This is a genomic window from Dietzia sp. HMSC21D01 (assembly GCF_001815995.1).
Classification (GTDB): Bacteria; Actinomycetota; Actinomycetes; order Mycobacteriales; family Mycobacteriaceae; genus Dietzia; species Dietzia cinnamea.
Map to the genome: position 1 here is coordinate 1 of NZ_KV823937.1, position 15,158 is coordinate 15,158.

General features: G+C 70.5%; 13 protein-coding genes and 1 pseudogene. 6 read left to right on the plus strand and 8 right to left on the minus strand.

All coding sequences use genetic code 11. The features are described 5' to 3' along the window. Positions 1-644, plus strand: a pseudogene (locus tag HMPREF3086_RS09775) (hypothetical protein); the annotation flags it as partial. A gap of 41 nt (positions 645-685) precedes the next feature. Beyond that, complete coding sequence (locus tag HMPREF3086_RS09780) at positions 686-1,012, plus strand: hypothetical protein (protein ID WP_061913983.1); 327 nt, start codon at positions 686-688, stop codon at positions 1,010-1,012. 237 nt (positions 1,013-1,249) lie between these two features. Here HMPREF3086_RS09780 and guaA read toward each other — a convergent pair whose 3' ends face one another. Next, positions 1,250-2,854 carry a glutamine-hydrolyzing GMP synthase gene (gene guaA, locus HMPREF3086_RS09785; protein WP_305790934.1) on the minus strand — a complete coding sequence of 535 codons (1,605 nt, stop codon included), beginning with the start codon at positions 2,852-2,854 and terminating at the stop codon, positions 1,250-1,252. Between the two features lie 133 nt (positions 2,855-2,987). Here guaA and HMPREF3086_RS09790 point away from each other — a divergent pair, with 133 nt between their 5' ends. Further along, positions 2,988-4,454 (plus strand): WS/DGAT/MGAT family O-acyltransferase, encoded by a 1,467-nt coding sequence (locus HMPREF3086_RS09790; RefSeq protein WP_232302984.1) that lies wholly within the window; start codon positions 2,988-2,990, stop codon positions 4,452-4,454. Here HMPREF3086_RS09790 and HMPREF3086_RS09795 read toward each other — a convergent pair. From HMPREF3086_RS09795 to guaB, 3 genes are all read right to left on the minus strand, one after another. Continuing rightward, positions 4,426-6,213 (minus strand): GMC family oxidoreductase, encoded by a 1,788-nt coding sequence (locus tag HMPREF3086_RS09795; RefSeq protein WP_063935687.1) that lies wholly within the window; start codon positions 6,211-6,213, stop codon positions 4,426-4,428. The two genes, HMPREF3086_RS09790 and HMPREF3086_RS09795, sit on opposite strands and share 29 nt — an antisense overlap. Before the next feature lie 186 nt (positions 6,214-6,399). Further along, positions 6,400-7,539 carry a GuaB3 family IMP dehydrogenase-related protein gene (locus HMPREF3086_RS09800; protein WP_063935669.1) on the minus strand — a complete coding sequence of 380 codons (1,140 nt, stop codon included), beginning with the start codon at positions 7,537-7,539 and terminating at the stop codon, positions 6,400-6,402. Between the two features lie 6 nt (positions 7,540-7,545). Further along, the gene (gene guaB / locus HMPREF3086_RS09805; protein ID WP_061913977.1) at positions 7,546-9,081 is read right to left on the minus strand and encodes an IMP dehydrogenase; all 1,536 of its coding nucleotides are present in this window, start codon (positions 9,079-9,081) and stop codon (positions 7,546-7,548) included. A gap of 114 nt (positions 9,082-9,195) precedes the next feature. On the opposite strand from guaB, the gene HMPREF3086_RS09810 reads away from it, so the two are divergent. After that, complete coding sequence (locus tag HMPREF3086_RS09810; RefSeq protein ID WP_043568413.1) at positions 9,196-9,618, plus strand: DUF5319 domain-containing protein; 423 nt, start codon at positions 9,196-9,198, stop codon at positions 9,616-9,618. A gap of 111 nt (positions 9,619-9,729) precedes the next feature. Here HMPREF3086_RS09810 and HMPREF3086_RS09815 read toward each other — a convergent pair whose 3' ends face one another. The 4 genes from HMPREF3086_RS09815 to groES form a co-directional block, all read right to left on the minus strand. Then, on the minus strand, positions 9,730-10,755 hold the full coding sequence (locus tag HMPREF3086_RS09815; RefSeq protein WP_083324387.1) for a hypothetical protein: 1,026 nt from the start codon (positions 10,753-10,755) through the stop codon (positions 9,730-9,732). Beyond that, entirely contained in the window at positions 10,752-11,333 is a 582-nt protein-coding gene (locus HMPREF3086_RS09820; RefSeq protein WP_061913973.1) for a sigma-70 family RNA polymerase sigma factor, read from the minus strand. Before HMPREF3086_RS09820 ends, HMPREF3086_RS09815 begins: the two co-directional genes overlap by 4 nt. 274 nt (positions 11,334-11,607) lie before the next feature. After that, the gene (gene groL / locus HMPREF3086_RS09825; protein WP_061913970.1) at positions 11,608-13,230 is read right to left on the minus strand and encodes a chaperonin GroEL; all 1,623 of its coding nucleotides are present in this window, start codon (positions 13,228-13,230) and stop codon (positions 11,608-11,610) included. Positions 13,231-13,353: 123 nt separating this feature from the next. Continuing rightward, a complete protein-coding gene (gene groES, locus HMPREF3086_RS09830) occupies positions 13,354-13,641 on the minus strand; it encodes a co-chaperone GroES (protein WP_061913968.1) in 288 nt (95 codons plus the stop codon). A 317-nt stretch (positions 13,642-13,958) separates the two neighbouring features. Here groES and HMPREF3086_RS09835 point away from each other — a divergent pair, with 317 nt between their 5' ends. Both HMPREF3086_RS09835 and HMPREF3086_RS09840 read left to right on the plus strand, forming a co-directional pair. Further along, positions 13,959-14,774, plus strand: coding sequence for a formate/nitrite transporter family protein (locus HMPREF3086_RS09835; protein ID WP_070721599.1), 816 nt, complete (start codon positions 13,959-13,961; stop codon positions 14,772-14,774). Between the two features lie 7 nt (positions 14,775-14,781). Continuing rightward, entirely contained in the window at positions 14,782-15,099 is a 318-nt protein-coding gene (locus HMPREF3086_RS09840) for a DUF4190 domain-containing protein (RefSeq protein WP_070721601.1), read from the plus strand. The last annotated feature ends 59 nt before the right edge of the window (positions 15,100-15,158 follow it).

The window sequence follows — 15,158 nt, forward strand, 5'->3', positions numbered from 1 at the left end:
TCGGCGCGGCGCCCTTCGCGTGGGACCTGCCCGACCCCGCGGACGCACCCCGCCCCGATCCCGAGCCGGCCGCGCCGCGCTCGCGCCTGACCAAGGTCACCCTCGGGCTCGCGCTCATCGCCACGGCCGTCGCGATCGGCCTGTCCACCCTGGGCGGGATCACCTGGCTCGACTCCACGCGGATCGCGGCGATCGCCCTCGCCGTGGTGGCGGGCGGTCTGGTGGTGGGGGCGTTCACCCGACGCGGCCACGGGCTGCTCGTGGTGGCCGGCCCGCTCGTCGGGTTCGTCCTGCTGGCCTCGCTCGTCCAGCCCCACCTGCCGGAGGGTGCCTGGGAGGGCACCGGTGACCTGCGCGTCGACATCACCGAGCCCACACAGCTCGACACCCCGGTCGTCCACGAGCTGGGATCCGTGACGGTCGACCTGCGTGAGCTGGACCTCGACCGCGACCGCGATTTCAGCGTCCGCAACGACCTCGGCGGGGTACGCGTCCTGCTGCCCGAGGACCTCGCCGTGGACCTGAGCTGTCACGCCGACCTCGGGTCCGTCGACTGCCCGGACCCGACGCCCGGCGAGGCGTCCGGCCCCGTTCTCACGCTGGACGTGACCACCGGCGCCGGATCGATCACGGTGACGCGATGAGCGACCGGCCCACCCGACCGCACCCCGACAGGAGCACCGACATGACCAGCCCAGGCCACACCTCCGACACCGGCTTCCGCCCCGACCAGCCGCTGCACGACCCACTCCCCTACGGCGATGGGTTCGCCACCCCCGAGCCGCTCGGATTCGGAGTCGCCCCCGAACCAGTCCCGCCCGCGGCCGGTGCCGTCGAGGTGGCCCAGCGTCGCCGGGGTGGCTCGCCGGTCCTCGCCGTGGCGGGCCTGGCCTCGCTGGGCGTCGCGGTGTGGGCGATCCTCGGCGCGCCGGTGATCACCCCGACGCTGCTGCTGGCCGCCGGGCTCGTCCTGGCCGTGCTCATGGGACTGATGATGGTCCTGCGGCGCTGACCGCGTCGAAGGCCCATTCCGCGCCCGCCACGTACGCCACCTCCTGGCTCGGTGGTCTCGCGCCCGCATGAGTGCTCGCGACCCACCGACAGCCGCTCCTCGGCCTGGCGTCTCGCGCGCACTTCGGGGTGGGCGAGACGCCATCGCGGAGAGCGGATGCGAAACAAAGGCGGGCAGGCGCGAGGGCGAGACGCCATCGCGAGGAGCGGCTGCGCGGCTCGGCTCAGCGGGTGGTGCTCACTCCCACTCGATGGTCCCCGGCGGCTTGCTGGTCACGTCCAACACGACCCGGTTGACGTCCGGCACCTCGTTGGTGATGCGGTTGGAGATCAGCGCGAGCGTCTCGTACGGCACGCGCGTCCAGTCGGCCGTCATCGCGTCCTCGGAACTCACCGGACGCAGTACGATCGGGTGACCGTAGGTGCGGCCGTCGCCCTGCACGCCCACCGAACGCACGTCGGCGAGCAGCACCACGGGGCACTGCCACACCGAGGCGTCCAGTCCCGCGGCCGTCATCTCCTCGCGCACGATCGCGTCCGCCGCCCGCAGCGTGGCCAACCGGTCACGGTCCACCGCGCCGACGATGCGGATCGCCAGACCGGGCCCCGGGAACGGGTGGCGGCTGACGATCGCCTCGGGCAGGCCGAGCGCACGGCCCACCGCACGCACCTCGTCCTTGAACAACAACCGCAGCGGCTCGACGAGCGTGAACTCCACGTCATCCGGAAGACCGCCCACGTTGTGGTGGCTCTTGATGTTGGCGGTACCCGACCCGCCACCGGACTCCACGACGTCCGGGTACAGCGTGCCCTGGACGAGAAAGTCAACCGACCCGCCGTCCTCGCCCTGGAGCTCGAGCGCCTGCGTCACCGCCCGCTCGAAGGACCGGATGAACTCGCGGCCGATGATCTTGCGCTTGGTCTCCGGATCGGTCACCCCGTCGAGGTGCCCCAGGAAGACGTCGGAGTCGTCCAGCGTGATGAGACGGGCGCCCGTGGCGGCGACGAAATCGTTCTCCACCTGCTCGCGCTCGCCCGCACGCAGCAGACCGTGGTCGACGAACACACACGTGAGGCGATCACCGATCGCCCGCTGCACCAGCGCCGCGGCGACCGCCGAGTCGACGCCACCGGACAGGCCGCAGATCGCGCGCCCGTCACCGACCTGCTCGCGGATCGCCTCGACCAGCTGATCGGCGATGTTCGCCGCCGTCCACGTGGGCTCGAGACCCGCGACGTCGGTGAGGAAGCGGCTCAGCACCTGCTGCCCGTGCGGCGAGTGCAACACCTCCGGGTGGTACTGCACACCCGCCATCCGGCGCTCCGGGCACTCGAACGCCGCCACCGGGGCGCCCGGCGAGGACGCGGTGACCTCGAAGCCGTCCGGGGCGGCGGTGACAGCGTCCCCGTGGCTCATCCACACCGGATGGTGCTCCGGCAGGCCCGCGTGCAGCACGCCACCCGAGACGGAGACATCGGTCCGCCCGTACTCGCGGTTCCCGGTGTGCGCGACCTCGCCGCCCAACGCACCGGCCATCGCCTGGAAGCCGTAGCAGATGCCGAACACCGGCAGCCCCAACTCGAACACCGCCGGGTCGATCGACGGCGCGTCCTCCGAGTAGACACTGGCCGGCCCACCCGACAGCACCAGCGCGACCGGGTCCTTCTCGCGGATCTCCTCCACGGACGCGGTGTGCGGGATCACCTCGGAGTAGATGCGCGCCTCGCGCACCCGCCGCGCGATGAGCTGCGCGTACTGGGCACCGAAGTCCACGACGAGGACGGGACGGGACGCCACCGCCTCGGCGGTGTTCTGGGAATCGGTCTGTGCGTTCTCGGCCACGCGCCCGAGTCTAGGCCCCACGGCCCGTCCGCCGAACTCCACCACATCCCCCGCACCGGGGTTCACAATGAACTCCCACCACGACCCCGGCCCGGCGACGGGCTCACAGAGCGCGAGGGCACCCATGGAACGGATGACCGGGTTCGACGCGAGCCTGCTGTACCTCGAGACCGCCCAGCAGCCCCTCGTCGTGGGGGCGGTCCTGTTCATCGATGTGTCCGGCCTCGAGGTCGAGTACTCCTTCGACCGACTCCGCACCGAACTCGGCCGCCGGATCAAGGAACTCCCCGAGCTGCGGCGCAAGATCTACGACTCCCCGCTCAACCTGGGCCACCCCGCCTGGGTCGAGGAGTACGACCTCGACGTCTCCGCCCACGTCCGCCGCGTCGACGTCGATGAACCGGGCGACGAACGCGCCGTGTTCGAGATGTGCGGCACCCTCGGCAGCCGCCCGCTCCACCGCACCCGCCCCCTGTGGGAGATGTGGATCCTCGAGCACCTCGCCGAACCCGACACCGTCGCCGTCTTCTTCCGCGCCCACCACGCCGTCCTCGACGGGGCACACGGCGCCGACATCCTGCTCAAGCTCAGCCGGGCCGGACGACCCGCCTCACCCCGCGACCTCGACATGGTGCGCGTCGAGGCCGGCAGCGCCAACCCCATCCGGCTCCTCGCCGGCGGTCTGTGGGACTTCACCGTACGACGCCCGCTGACCCTGGCACGGCTCATCCCCGAGGTCCTGACCCTGCCCCTCGCACTGCACTCACCCTCGTCGCCGGCGGCCCCCGCCGAGTCCGCCCCCGACGACGACCGCTCGCAGGACGGGAACGAGGACCTCGTCGTCGTCCCCGGAGCCGCGCCGTTCACCGCACCGCGCACCCGGTTCAACGCCACGATCACCCCCCACCGCGCCGTGTGGGGCACCTCCCTCGACCTCGACGAGATCACCGAGGTCAAGGACGCCTTCGGCGTCACCGTCAACGACGTCTACCTCACCGTGGTGGGCGGCGGACTCCGCCGATACCTCCGGGCCCACGACGACCTGCCCGACCCACCGCTCATCGCAGTGGTGCCCGTCTCCACCCGCGACGCCGACGGCGCCCGCGGGCACAACCGCGTCACCGTCCTGTTCGCGTCCCTGCGCACCGACATCGCCGACCCCGTCGACCGACTGCGCGCCATCTCCGCCCGCACCGGCCGGGGCAAGAAGCAGACCAGGAACAGGATGCGACCCGACCTCATCCAGGACGTCGCCGAACTCGCCCCCGCCACCGCACTGCAGGTGCTCATGCGGATCTACGGCGACTTCCACCTCGCGGACCTGCACCCCGTCGTGCACAACCTGGTGGTCTCCAACATCCCCGGCCCCGAGGAGGAACTCGACTTCCTCGGCGGACGGGTCACCCGCATGTACCCGCTAGGCCCGCTCATGCACGGCTCCGGACTGTCCGTCACCGCCATGTCCGTCGACGGTCAGCTCGACGTGGGCATCAACGCCTGCGAGCACCTCGTCCCCGACCCCGATCTGGTCGCCTCCGGGATCCGCGAGGCCATGGACCGCCTGCTCGAGCTCACCCGCGAGCAGGCACCCCGCCGCTAGAGACCTCGACGATCGGCAACCGCAGCGCACCCGGCGCGTCCTCGGGCACCACCGGGCGCACCGGCTTCACCGGGGACAGGCGACGGTAGGCCTCCCCCTGCGCCGGCCGGGGGTCCGCCTCGCCCTTGTTGGGCCACAGCGACATCGCCCGCTCCGCCTGGGCGGTGATGCTCAGCGCCGGGTTGACGCCGAGGTTCGCCGAGATCGCCGAACCGTCCACGATGTGCATCGTCGGGTAATTCCACACACGGTGATACGGGTCCACGACGCCCGTCTCCGGCGAGTCCGAGATTACGCAGCCGCCGAGGAAGTGCGCGGTGAGCGGGATGTTGGCGATCTCCCCCCACGTGCCCCCGGCCAGCCCGCCGATCTCCTCGGCGATCTTGCGGGTCGCCTCGTTGCCGGCCGGGATCCACGTCGGGTTGGGATCGCCGTGTCCCTGCTTGCTGGTGACGTAGCGGAACGGTCCGAAGCGCTTGACGTACGTCTGCAGCGAGTTGTCCAGGTTCTGCATGACCAGCGCGATGACCGACCGCTGGCTCCAGCGGCGCAGGTTGAACAGCTGCAGGAAGACCTTCGGTTCGCGCCGGACCTCGTTGAGGAGGACGCGCCACCGCGGGAGCGGCCCGTCGCCGTCCGTGAGGAGGGTCTGCAGGATGGCGATGGCGTTGGAACCCTTGCCGTAGCGGACCGGTTCGATGTGGGTGTCCGAGCGGGGATGGAACGACGACGTGATGGCCACGCCCTCGGAGAAGTCCTGCTCCGGCTCGTAGTTCGGGCGCATCGCCCCGAGGATGGCCTCCGAGTTGGTGCGGGTCAGCCTGCCGAGGGCGTCCGAGAGCCGGGGCAGCGAGCCCGAGTCCTTGGCGTAGTGGAGCAGGTGCTGGGTCCCCCAGGTGCCGGCGGCCACGACGACCTGCTGGGCGGTCGTGGTCGTGGTGCGCTTGCCGAGCCTGGTCCATGCGCCGGTCCGCTCGAGGGTGACCTCCCATGTCCCGTCGGCGCGCTCGCGCAGGTCGCTGACCGTCGTGCGGTCCAGGATCCGGGCACCCGCGCGCTCTGCCAGGGCGAGGTAGTTCTTCATGAGGGTGTTCTTGGCGTTGTGGCGGCATCCCGTCATGCACTCACCGCACTCGATGCACGCGTTGCGGTCCGGGCCGACCCCACCGAAGTACGGATCCGGCACCTTCTCGCCGGGCTTGCCCTCGCCGCCGGTCTTCTCGCCGAAGAACACGCCGACCGGGGTGTAGACGAACGTGTCCTCCGCGCCCATGTCGCGGGCGACCTTCTTCATGACCTCGTCCGAGTGGGTGTGCGTGGGGTTGGTGACCACGCCGAGCATGCGGCGGCCCTGGTCGTAGAACGGCGTGAGTTCCTCCTCCCAGTCCGTGATGTGGCCCCACTGGCGGTCCTTGAAGAACTGGCCGGTCGGCTTGTAGAGCGTGTTGGCGTAGTTGAGCGAGCCGCCCCCCACGCCCGCGCCGGCGAGGATCATCACGTCGCGCATCATGTGAACGCGCTGGATGCCGAACAGCTTGAGCTTGGGCGCCCACACGTACTTGTGGAGACGCCACGACGTCTTGGGCAGGTCGGCGTCCTCGAACCGGCGGCCGGCCTCGACCACCGTGACGCGGTAGCCCTTCTCCGTGAGCCTCAGGGCCGTCACGCTGCCGCCGAAGCCTGATCCGATCACGAGGACATCGGTGTCCGTCGCCGCGGAGGGGGCGTGAGGCGGGGTCGACTGCGTGTGTGACGTCATGATGCAACTCCCGAGGTGGTCGATGTTGTGGGTCACAGTACCCGAGCACAGCTAACTTACTCGACAGTAGCCCGCGGTTTGTCCAGAGGTCGGCTGTTGGAAGCGAAGCCGGCCGGGGCGCCCACCGGAATGGCCGCGCACCCGGGCCCTGGCGGGCTTCCGGGTGCGCGGGCTGGAGGCGAGGGATCAGGGACGGACGGACAGGTCCACCTTCTGGAAACCCTTGACGTCGGAGTATCCACACTTGGCCATGGCACGCCGCAGGGCACCCATGAGGTTGCGGGTGCCGTCGGGGACGCTTGTCGGCCCCTCGAGAACCTCGGCGAGCGGCGCCAGGGCGGTCTCGTCCCCCACCTCGGCGACATGCCCCCGCGGGACCTTGGGGTGCGCGGAGACCGAGTTCCAGTAGACCCCGCGGCCCGGGGCCTCGAGCGCGCCCGCCAGCAGCGGACCCAGCACGACCGCGTCCGCGCCGCACGCGACCGCGCGGGCGATGTCACCCGACGTGTAGATGTCACCGTCGGCCAGCACGTGCACGTAGCGACCGCCGGTCTCGTCCAGGTAGTCACGGCGGGCCGCGGCCGCATCGGCGATCGCGGTGGCCATGTGGACCTCCATGCCGAGCACCGGCCCGGTGGTGGTGACGCCGTCGGCGCCGCCGTAGCCCACGATCACCCCGGCGGCACCGGTGCGCATGAGATGTAGGGCGGTCTTGTAGTCGACGACGCCACCGGCGATCACCGGCACGTCGAGCCCGCCGATGAAGTCTTTGAGGTTGAGCGGGGCGTCCTCGCCGCTGACGTGCTCGGCCGAGATGATGGTGCCCTGCACGATCAGCAGGTCGATCCCGGCCGCGACCAGACCCGGCGTGAGTTCGCGCGCGTGCTGCGGCGAGACCCGCACGGCCACGGTGGCGCCCTCGTCGCGGATACGCTGCACCGACGCGGCGAGCAGCTCGCGGTCGATCGGCGCACGGTGCAACTCCTGCAGGCGGGCGACCGCACGATGCCCGGTCACGTCCTCCAGGGCGAGCTCACGCAGCTCGTCGATTGCCGACTCGGGGTCGGCGTGACGGGCCCAGAGACCTTCTCCGTTGAGCACGGCGAGACCGCCGAGCTTGGAGAACTCGACGGCCGAGGACGGGGACACCACCGCGTCCGTCGGATGCGTCATCACGGGAATGTCCATCTGGTAGGCGTCGATCTGCCAGGAGGTCGACACCTCCTTGGAGCTCCTGGTCCGGCGGGACGGGACGATGTCCACCTCGCCGAGCCCGTACATCCGACGGGCCTCGCGGCCCAGGCCGATCTCCACGACGTTGCGCACGCGCCCTCAGTCCTTGACGTTGTAGTTGGGGGCCTCGACGGTCATCTGGATCGCGTGCGGGTGGCTCTCCCTCAACCCCGCAGCCGTGATCTGGACGAACTGGGCGTCGTTCATCTCCGGGATGGTCGCCGACCCCGTGTAGCCCATGCCCGCGCGGAGACCGCCGGCAAGTTGGTGGAGGACCTGCGCGACGTCGCCCCGGTACGGGACACGCCCCTCGATGCCCTCGGGGACCAGTTTCTCCTCGGAGAGCACATCGTCCTGGAAGTAGCGGTCCTTGGAGAACGACTTCTCATCGCCCGGCTTGCCGCGCCCGCGCATCGCTCCCAGCGAGCCCATGCCGCGGTACACCTTGTACTGCTTACCGTCCACGAAGATCAGCTCGCCCGGGGATTCGGTGCAGCCCGCCAGCAGCGAGCCGAACATACAGGACGACGCACCGGCGGCGATCGCCTTGGCCACGTCCCCGGAGTACTGCATCCCGCCGTCGGCGATCACCGGGACACCGGCCGCCTTCGCGGCCACCGAGGCCTCGAGGATCGCCGTGATCTGGGGCGCACCCACGCCCGCCACGACGCGGGTGGTGCAGATGGAGCCGGGACCGATGCCGACCTTGATGGCGTCCGCTCCCGCGTCGATCATCGCTTGGGCTGCACCGCGGGTGGCGAGGTTGCCGCCGATGACCTGGACGCGGTCGCCGAGTTCACGCTTGACGCGGGCCACCATGTCGAGGGCGTTGCGGTTGTGGGCGTGCGCGGTGTCGACGACCAGCGCGTCGACACCGGCGTCGGTGAGGGCGCCGGCGCGTTGCCACGCGTCCTCGCCGGTGCCGATCGCGGCGGCCACCCGGAGGCGTCCGTCGGAGTCCTTGGTGGCGTTCGGGTGCTGCTCGGTCTTGACGAAGTCCTTGACCGTGATGAGGCCGGTCAGACGCCCGTCCCCGTCCACGATCGGCAGCTTCTCGATCTTATGACGACGCAACAGCCCCAGCGCGGCCTCGGCGGTCACGCCCTCGCGCGCGACCACGAGGGGCGCACGGGTCATGACCTCGTCGACCCTCCGCGACTTGTCCATCTCGAAGCGCATGTCGCGGTTGGTGATGATGCCCACCAACTCGCCGCGCTCGTCGGTCACCGGCAGGCCGGAGATGCGGTAGCGGGCGCACATCTCGTCGACCTCGGCCAGGCTGTCGCCCGGGGCGCACGTGACCGGGTCGGTGACCATCCCGGCCTCGGACCGCTTGACCGTCTCGACCTGCGCGGCTTGGTCACCCACGGACAGGTTGCGGTGCAGGACACCGATACCGCCCTGTCGGGCCATGGCGATGGCCATGCGCGCCTCGGTGACGGTGTCCATCGCCGAGGAGATCAGGGGTACCCGGAGGGTTATCTCCCGGGTCAGTCGCGTGCTGGTGTCGACCTCGCTGGGGACCACCTCGGACGCGGCCGGGAGGAGGAGAACGTCGTCGAACGTCAGGCCCACCATCGCGACCTTGGTCGGGTCGTCGCCGCCGGTGCGTACGGGGCCTTGCGACTCGCTCATCTGCCGTCCTCCTGGGGGGGTCGTCTCGGTGCTGCTTCCGAGGATAGTGGTTACCGGGCCCGCGGCTCGAACCGTCGGCCCCGTGAGACCGTGGTCACGGGTACGGTGGAGGGCGTGAACGATCCCCTACGGCACGGAATGCCGCCCGACCCGTTCGCCGGCGATCCGGATGACCCGGCCGCGGAGCTGGCCGGGCTGGACCCCATCGACGACGGGGTGCCCTCGGGCCCCCTCGACGCCGATGAGCGACGCGCGATCGAGGAGGACCTGGCGGACCTCGCGGAATTCCGTCGACTGCTGGCCCCGATCGGGGTCAAGGGTGTCGCGGTGCAGTGCGAGGACTGCGCGGAGGAGCACTACCACGAGTGGGACATGCTGCGCGCCAACCTCATGCAGTTGCTCGACGACGGTTCGTTGCTGCCCCACGAGCCCGCCTTCGACCCCATCCCCGATGATTACGTCACCTGGGAGTACTGCCGCGGTTACGCGGACGCTGTCCGCGCGATGCGCCCCCGCCGGCTGAACTGGCGTCGCTGACCCGGATAGGGACAGAAGAGCCGATCCCCGCCTCCCGTGACCGGTAGGCGGGGTCGGTTCGTTCGGCGTGCGAAACGTGGAAACCCCTCGGCCACGCGGGGCCGCCGCCGATCAGTTGGTGGGCCGGGTCGACTCCGGCGACTGCTGGGACGACGACGGGGGCTGCTGGGTCGGGGTGGGCACCTGGGTCACAGTGGTGCGGGACGGTGACGGTTGCACGCCCAGCTGGTCCTCCCCCACGTCCCCGTTCGGACGGCCCGTGGTGGGCGCCAGGAAATCCTGGATCCGCTGCGTGTCGATCGGGATCTGAAGCGTCGTGGAGATGCGCAGACCGTCGAGCGGCAGCGGGATGACCGGCATGCCGGGGGGCGGCGGGGGGATCAGGTTGGACGGCAGCGGCACCGGGACACCCGGAACCAGCGTCGCCGCGCCCGGTGCGGGGGCGGGAGCCGGATTCGGGGCGGGTGCCGGCGCGGGCGACGGCACCGTGCTCGGGGTCACGCGGCTGAGATCGCGCTTGATGGCGTCCCTGCGCTTCATGAGTTCCACACGCTCCGAGGCGTCCGAGACCTCGTCGAGCCGCTCGCTCACCTCGTGGAGAAGGCGTTCGGCCTCGCCCCGGTCGCCCTCGCGGGCGGCGAGGTCGGCGGCGGAGAGGAACTCTGTGAGGTCGTTGACCAACTCGACGTCTCCGGCGCGGTCGGAGAAGATCGTCTTGGACACACCCCAGAGCGGGTCGCCGGGCATCGCGCTGTGCGCGGCGACGGACAGGCCACCGACGATCACGGCGGTCACGGCCGCGGCCCCGGTCACCGCCTGCCAGAGCGCGGGACGCCTGCCGTGATGGTGATCTCCCGAGGAAACCCCCCCGCGCCGGGGCCACAGCCGCGACACGTTCGGTGCGAGAGCGACCTCGATCTGCTCGTCGCTCGGGAGCGCGGGAAGCTCCGCGGAACCGGTCTCGGCACGCCAGTCGGCGAACAGTGCCAGGAGCGGATCGTCCCCCTCGGGGCGCTCTCCGCGTCCGAGGGCGTCGAGGAGCTCGTCGTCACGGTCGACCCCGAGGGGGTCCACCTCGTGCTCGTCGAGCGAGGCGTCGTCGTCCCGGGCGCCGGGGTCGACATCGTCGTCGTTCATCGCCATCGCTCCTCTCCGTCCTGTTCGATTCTCGCGCGGAGCTGCTTCATCGCCCGGTGCTGAGCGACGCGCACGGCTCCGGCCGTGCTGTCGACGATCTCCGCCGTCTCCTCCGCGGAGAGTCCGACCACGACACGCAGTCGGATGATCTCCCGTTGCTTCTCGGGCAGGGTGTCGAGAAGGCGGCTCATAGCTCTCGACACCTCGCCGTCGAGGACGTGGTCCTCCGGCCCCGTGTCGGTCGAGAGCACCTCGGGGAGGTACTCCACGGGATCGGACTTGTTCCGCGCGGCGCCACGATGGGCGTCCGCGACCTTGTGAGCCGCGATCCCGTACACGAAGGCCATGAAGGGACGTCCCTGATCCCGGTATCCCGGCAGTGCCGAGAGCACCGCGATCAGCACCTCCTGGGCGACATCGTCAGCAGACAGGTTGGCCCTCTCCGAGCCTCCGACGCGGGAGCGGCAGTACCGCACCACACCGGGTCGCACGAGCTCCAGCACACGCGCTGCAGAGGCGCGGTCACCCTTGACCGCGTCGGCGACGGCGAGTTCCAACTCGTCTGCTGTACCTGTCATCGGATTCGGAGGGCCACGCGTTACACGGATGTGTTACGGGGCCAGGCCTTTCTCTCGGGGCGCGACACGGGTCGCGACGGGTCCCACGCCCGGGCCCGGGGGCGGCCGGCGCGGCTCGCGCTCAGAATAGGCGCGTGACCGGAGTGTCGGGGGAGTACTGCTGAGCGCCCAGCGTAACCCTTGCCGGCGAAGCGGGACCACACGACCGGCCCGTGACACCGGACGGGCCCCGCCCCCGCCGGAGCGGGGAACGGGGCCCGTGAGCCGGTCGCGATCAGTGGGAGTGACCGGCGTGCGAGTGCGCGTCGGCGCTCTTCTCCTCGGGCTTCTCGACGATCGCGGTCTCGGTGGTGAGGACCATGCGAGCCACCGAGCAGGCGTTGACGACGGCGGAGGAGGTGACCTTCACCGGGTCGATGATCCCGGCGGAGACCAAGTCGCCGTACTCGCCCGTCGCGGCGTTGAAACCGTCCCGCGGGCCGAGGTCCGAGACCTTGCTGACGACGACGGAACCGTCCTCGCCGGCGTTGGCGGCGATCCAGAACAGCGGGGCGGACAGCGCCTTGCGGACCACGGTCACGCCGACCTTCTCATCTGCGTCGGCGGTGTCCTCGGCGAGCCGATCGAGTGCGGCGGCCGCCTGCACGAGCACGGAGCCACCACCGGCGACGATGCCCTCCTCCACGGCGGCCTTGGCCGAGTTGACGGCGTCCTCGACGCGGAGCTTCCGCTCGGTCAGCTCCGTTTCGGTGGCCGCGCCGACGCGGATCACGGCGACGCCACCGGCGAGTTTGGCGATCCGCTCCTCGAGCTTCTCGCGGTCCCAGTCGGAGTCGGTGGCCTCGGCCTCGCGGCGCAGCTGGGCCACGCGGGCGTCGACGTCGGCCTGGTCGCCGGCGCCGTCGACGATGATCGTCTCGTCCTTGGACACGGTCACCCGGCGGGCCTGCCCGAGCACCTCCAGTCCGCACTCGGACAGCTTCATGCCGAGGTCCGGGCTCACGACCTGACCCTTGGTGACGATTGCGAGGTCCTCCTGGAAGGCCTTGCGGCGATCACCGAAGTACGGGGCCTTGATGGCGACGACCTTGAGCGTCTTGCGGATCGAGTTGACCACCAGGGTCGACAGCGCCTCGCCGTCGACGTCCTCGGCGACGATCAGAAGCGGCTTGCCGGTCTCGGCGACCTTCTCGAGCAGCGGGAGCAGGTCCGGCAGGGAGCTGATCTTCTCGCGGTGGAGCAGGACCAGGACGTCCTCGTAGATGGCCTTCTGCTCGTCCGGGTCCGTGACGAAGTACGGGGAGAGGAAGCCCTTGTCGAAGGCGATGCCCTCGGTCACGGCCACCTCGGTGTGCAGCCCTTGCGACTCCTCGACGGAGACCACGCCGTTGACGCCGACGGCGTCCATGGCCTCGGCGACCATGCGGCCGATCTCGGGGTCACGCGAGGACACGGTCGCGACCTGCGCGACGGCTTCGGAGCCGGAGACGGGCGTCGCGGCCGAGCGGAGGAACTCCACGACGGCGGAGGCGGCCTTCTCGATCCCCTTGCCCATCGCCATCGGGTTGGAGCCGGCCGCGACGTTACGCAGCCCCTCGCGGATGAGGGCCTGGGCGAGCACGGTGGCGGTGGTGGTGCCGTCGCCGGCGACGTCGTTGGTCTTGGTGGCAACGCTCTTGACGAGCTGCGCCCCGAGGTTCGCGAACGGCTCGGCGAGCTCGATCTCACGGGCGATGGAGACGCCGTCATTGGTGACGGTGGGGCCGCCGAACGCCTTGGCGAGCACGACGTGGCGGCCCTTGGGGCCGAGCGTGACCTTGACGGTGTCGGCGAGCTCGTCGACACCGGCGAGCATGCCCTTGCGGGCCTCCTCGTCGAACGCGATCAACTTGGACATTGATGGAACTCCTGGAGGGAAGTGGGTGGTCGGGTCGATACGGTGTCGCGGCGTGAGACACCTCCGCCCCGGTGGTGCCTGGCAGTAGCCGGCGCCGCCGGGGCGGGGTTGACGCAGCTCACGTCAGTCGATGACCGCGAGGACGTCGCGCGAGGAGAGGATCAGGTACTCCTTGCCCTCGTACTTGATCTCAGTGCCGCCGTACTTCGAGTAGATGACCTTGTCCCCCTTCTTGATGTCCATGGGGATGCGGTCGCCGTCCTCGTCGAAGCGGCCCTCGCCGACCGCGACGACGGTGCCCTCCTGGGGCTTCTCCTTGGCGGTGTCCGGGATGACGAGGCCGGACGCCGTGGTGGTCTCGGCCTCGAGGGCCTCGACGAGAATCTTGTCCTCAAGCGGCTTGATCGCCACGATGATCCTCCCGTATGGGGTGTGGCCGCCCGGGTCTAGGGCGGCTCGGAGTGTGGTTCGAAGATCCGGGACACCGTGGGCGTCCCGTTGTTTCCGTACGACCCGGCCCGCCGCGTGCGCCGTCGCGGGTGACGCCCTCGGTGCACCGTGTCTATTGGCACTCTACACAGGCGAGTGCCAGCACTCAAGGAAACCGCGTGCAGGCTCATCCCGTTGCGGATCCCCCCGCGGCCGGTAGGCTCGCCCGCACGCACGGACATCAGCCACCAGAACACCTCTGCCCGATCCGATTTCCATCGAGGACAGCGAGGCCCAGTATGACCGCGGTCGCCCCTTCCGACATCGTCTCCGCGTCCGTCGAGGCCGGGGAGCAGAAGACCCACGTCCCCGGCTGGCAACTGGCGCTGCGCGGCTTCCTCGCCGTCTACCTGCTCGGCGCGGCCACGACGCTGGCCGTCATGGTCACCGACGCGACCGGGGTGGAGATCGTCGGTGCCGTCCTCTTCCCCATCGGCCTCACCCTCGTCGTCCTTCTCGGGTGGGAACTCGTCACCGGCGCGTACGGTCTGGTTCCGCTCGCGGCGCTGGAGAAGCGGGTCCGCGTGCGGGACTGCCTGCGGGTTTTCGGATGGATGATCCTCGGCCACACGATCGGGGGCCTGGCCGCCGCCTGGATGATCACCTCCGTACTCACGGGGATGGGCACGGAACCGGATGCGACCGGAGCCCAGGCCCTCGCCGACCTCGCGGTGGAGAAGACGATCGCTTACAAGGAGGCGGGGCTGGTCACCGGGTTGGGCTGGGTGACGCTCAGCGCGGTGCTGTGTAACTGGCTGGTGGCGCTGGGCGTGATCATGTCGTTCTCCTCCTCCAGTACCTCGGGCAAGATCCTGGCCATCTGGCTGCCCATCCTCACGTTCTTCGCGCTCGGTTACGAGCACGCGGTGGTCAACCACTTCACGATCCCCGCGGGGATGATGCTCGGGGCGGACGTGAGCGTCGCCGACTGGCTGCTGTGGAATCAGATCCCGGTCCACATCGGAAACTTCATCGGCGGGTTCACACTCGCCGGGCTCGGCCTGTACTTCGCACAACGGACCCGCGTCCACCGCGTCGGTCCGACCGAGGACTGACCCGCCGGTGTCCGACCCGTATGAGCCGGCGCCCCCGGCAGGCGGTAACGAGCTCGCCGTCGTCGCCCTCGTCGTCGCCGTGGCCAACATCGTCTTCGGCTCGTTCCTCGGCCTGTTCGTCCCGCTGGTGCCCGCGGTCATCACCGTGATCGTGGTGATCCTCGGGCACGTGTCGCTCGCGCAGATAAGGCGTCGGGGCGAGGAGGGCCGCGCGATGGCGATCTCTGCCCTGGTCATCGGCTACCTCGGCATCGCGTGGGTGCTCGTGCTCCTCGTCCTGGCGCTGACGTCCGCCGCGATAGGGATGGCCCTGCTCGGGTTCTAGCCGCGCGGGCGCCGTCCCAGTCCCGGGCGCCGTGCCGGCCCCGCGCGCCGTGCGGGCCC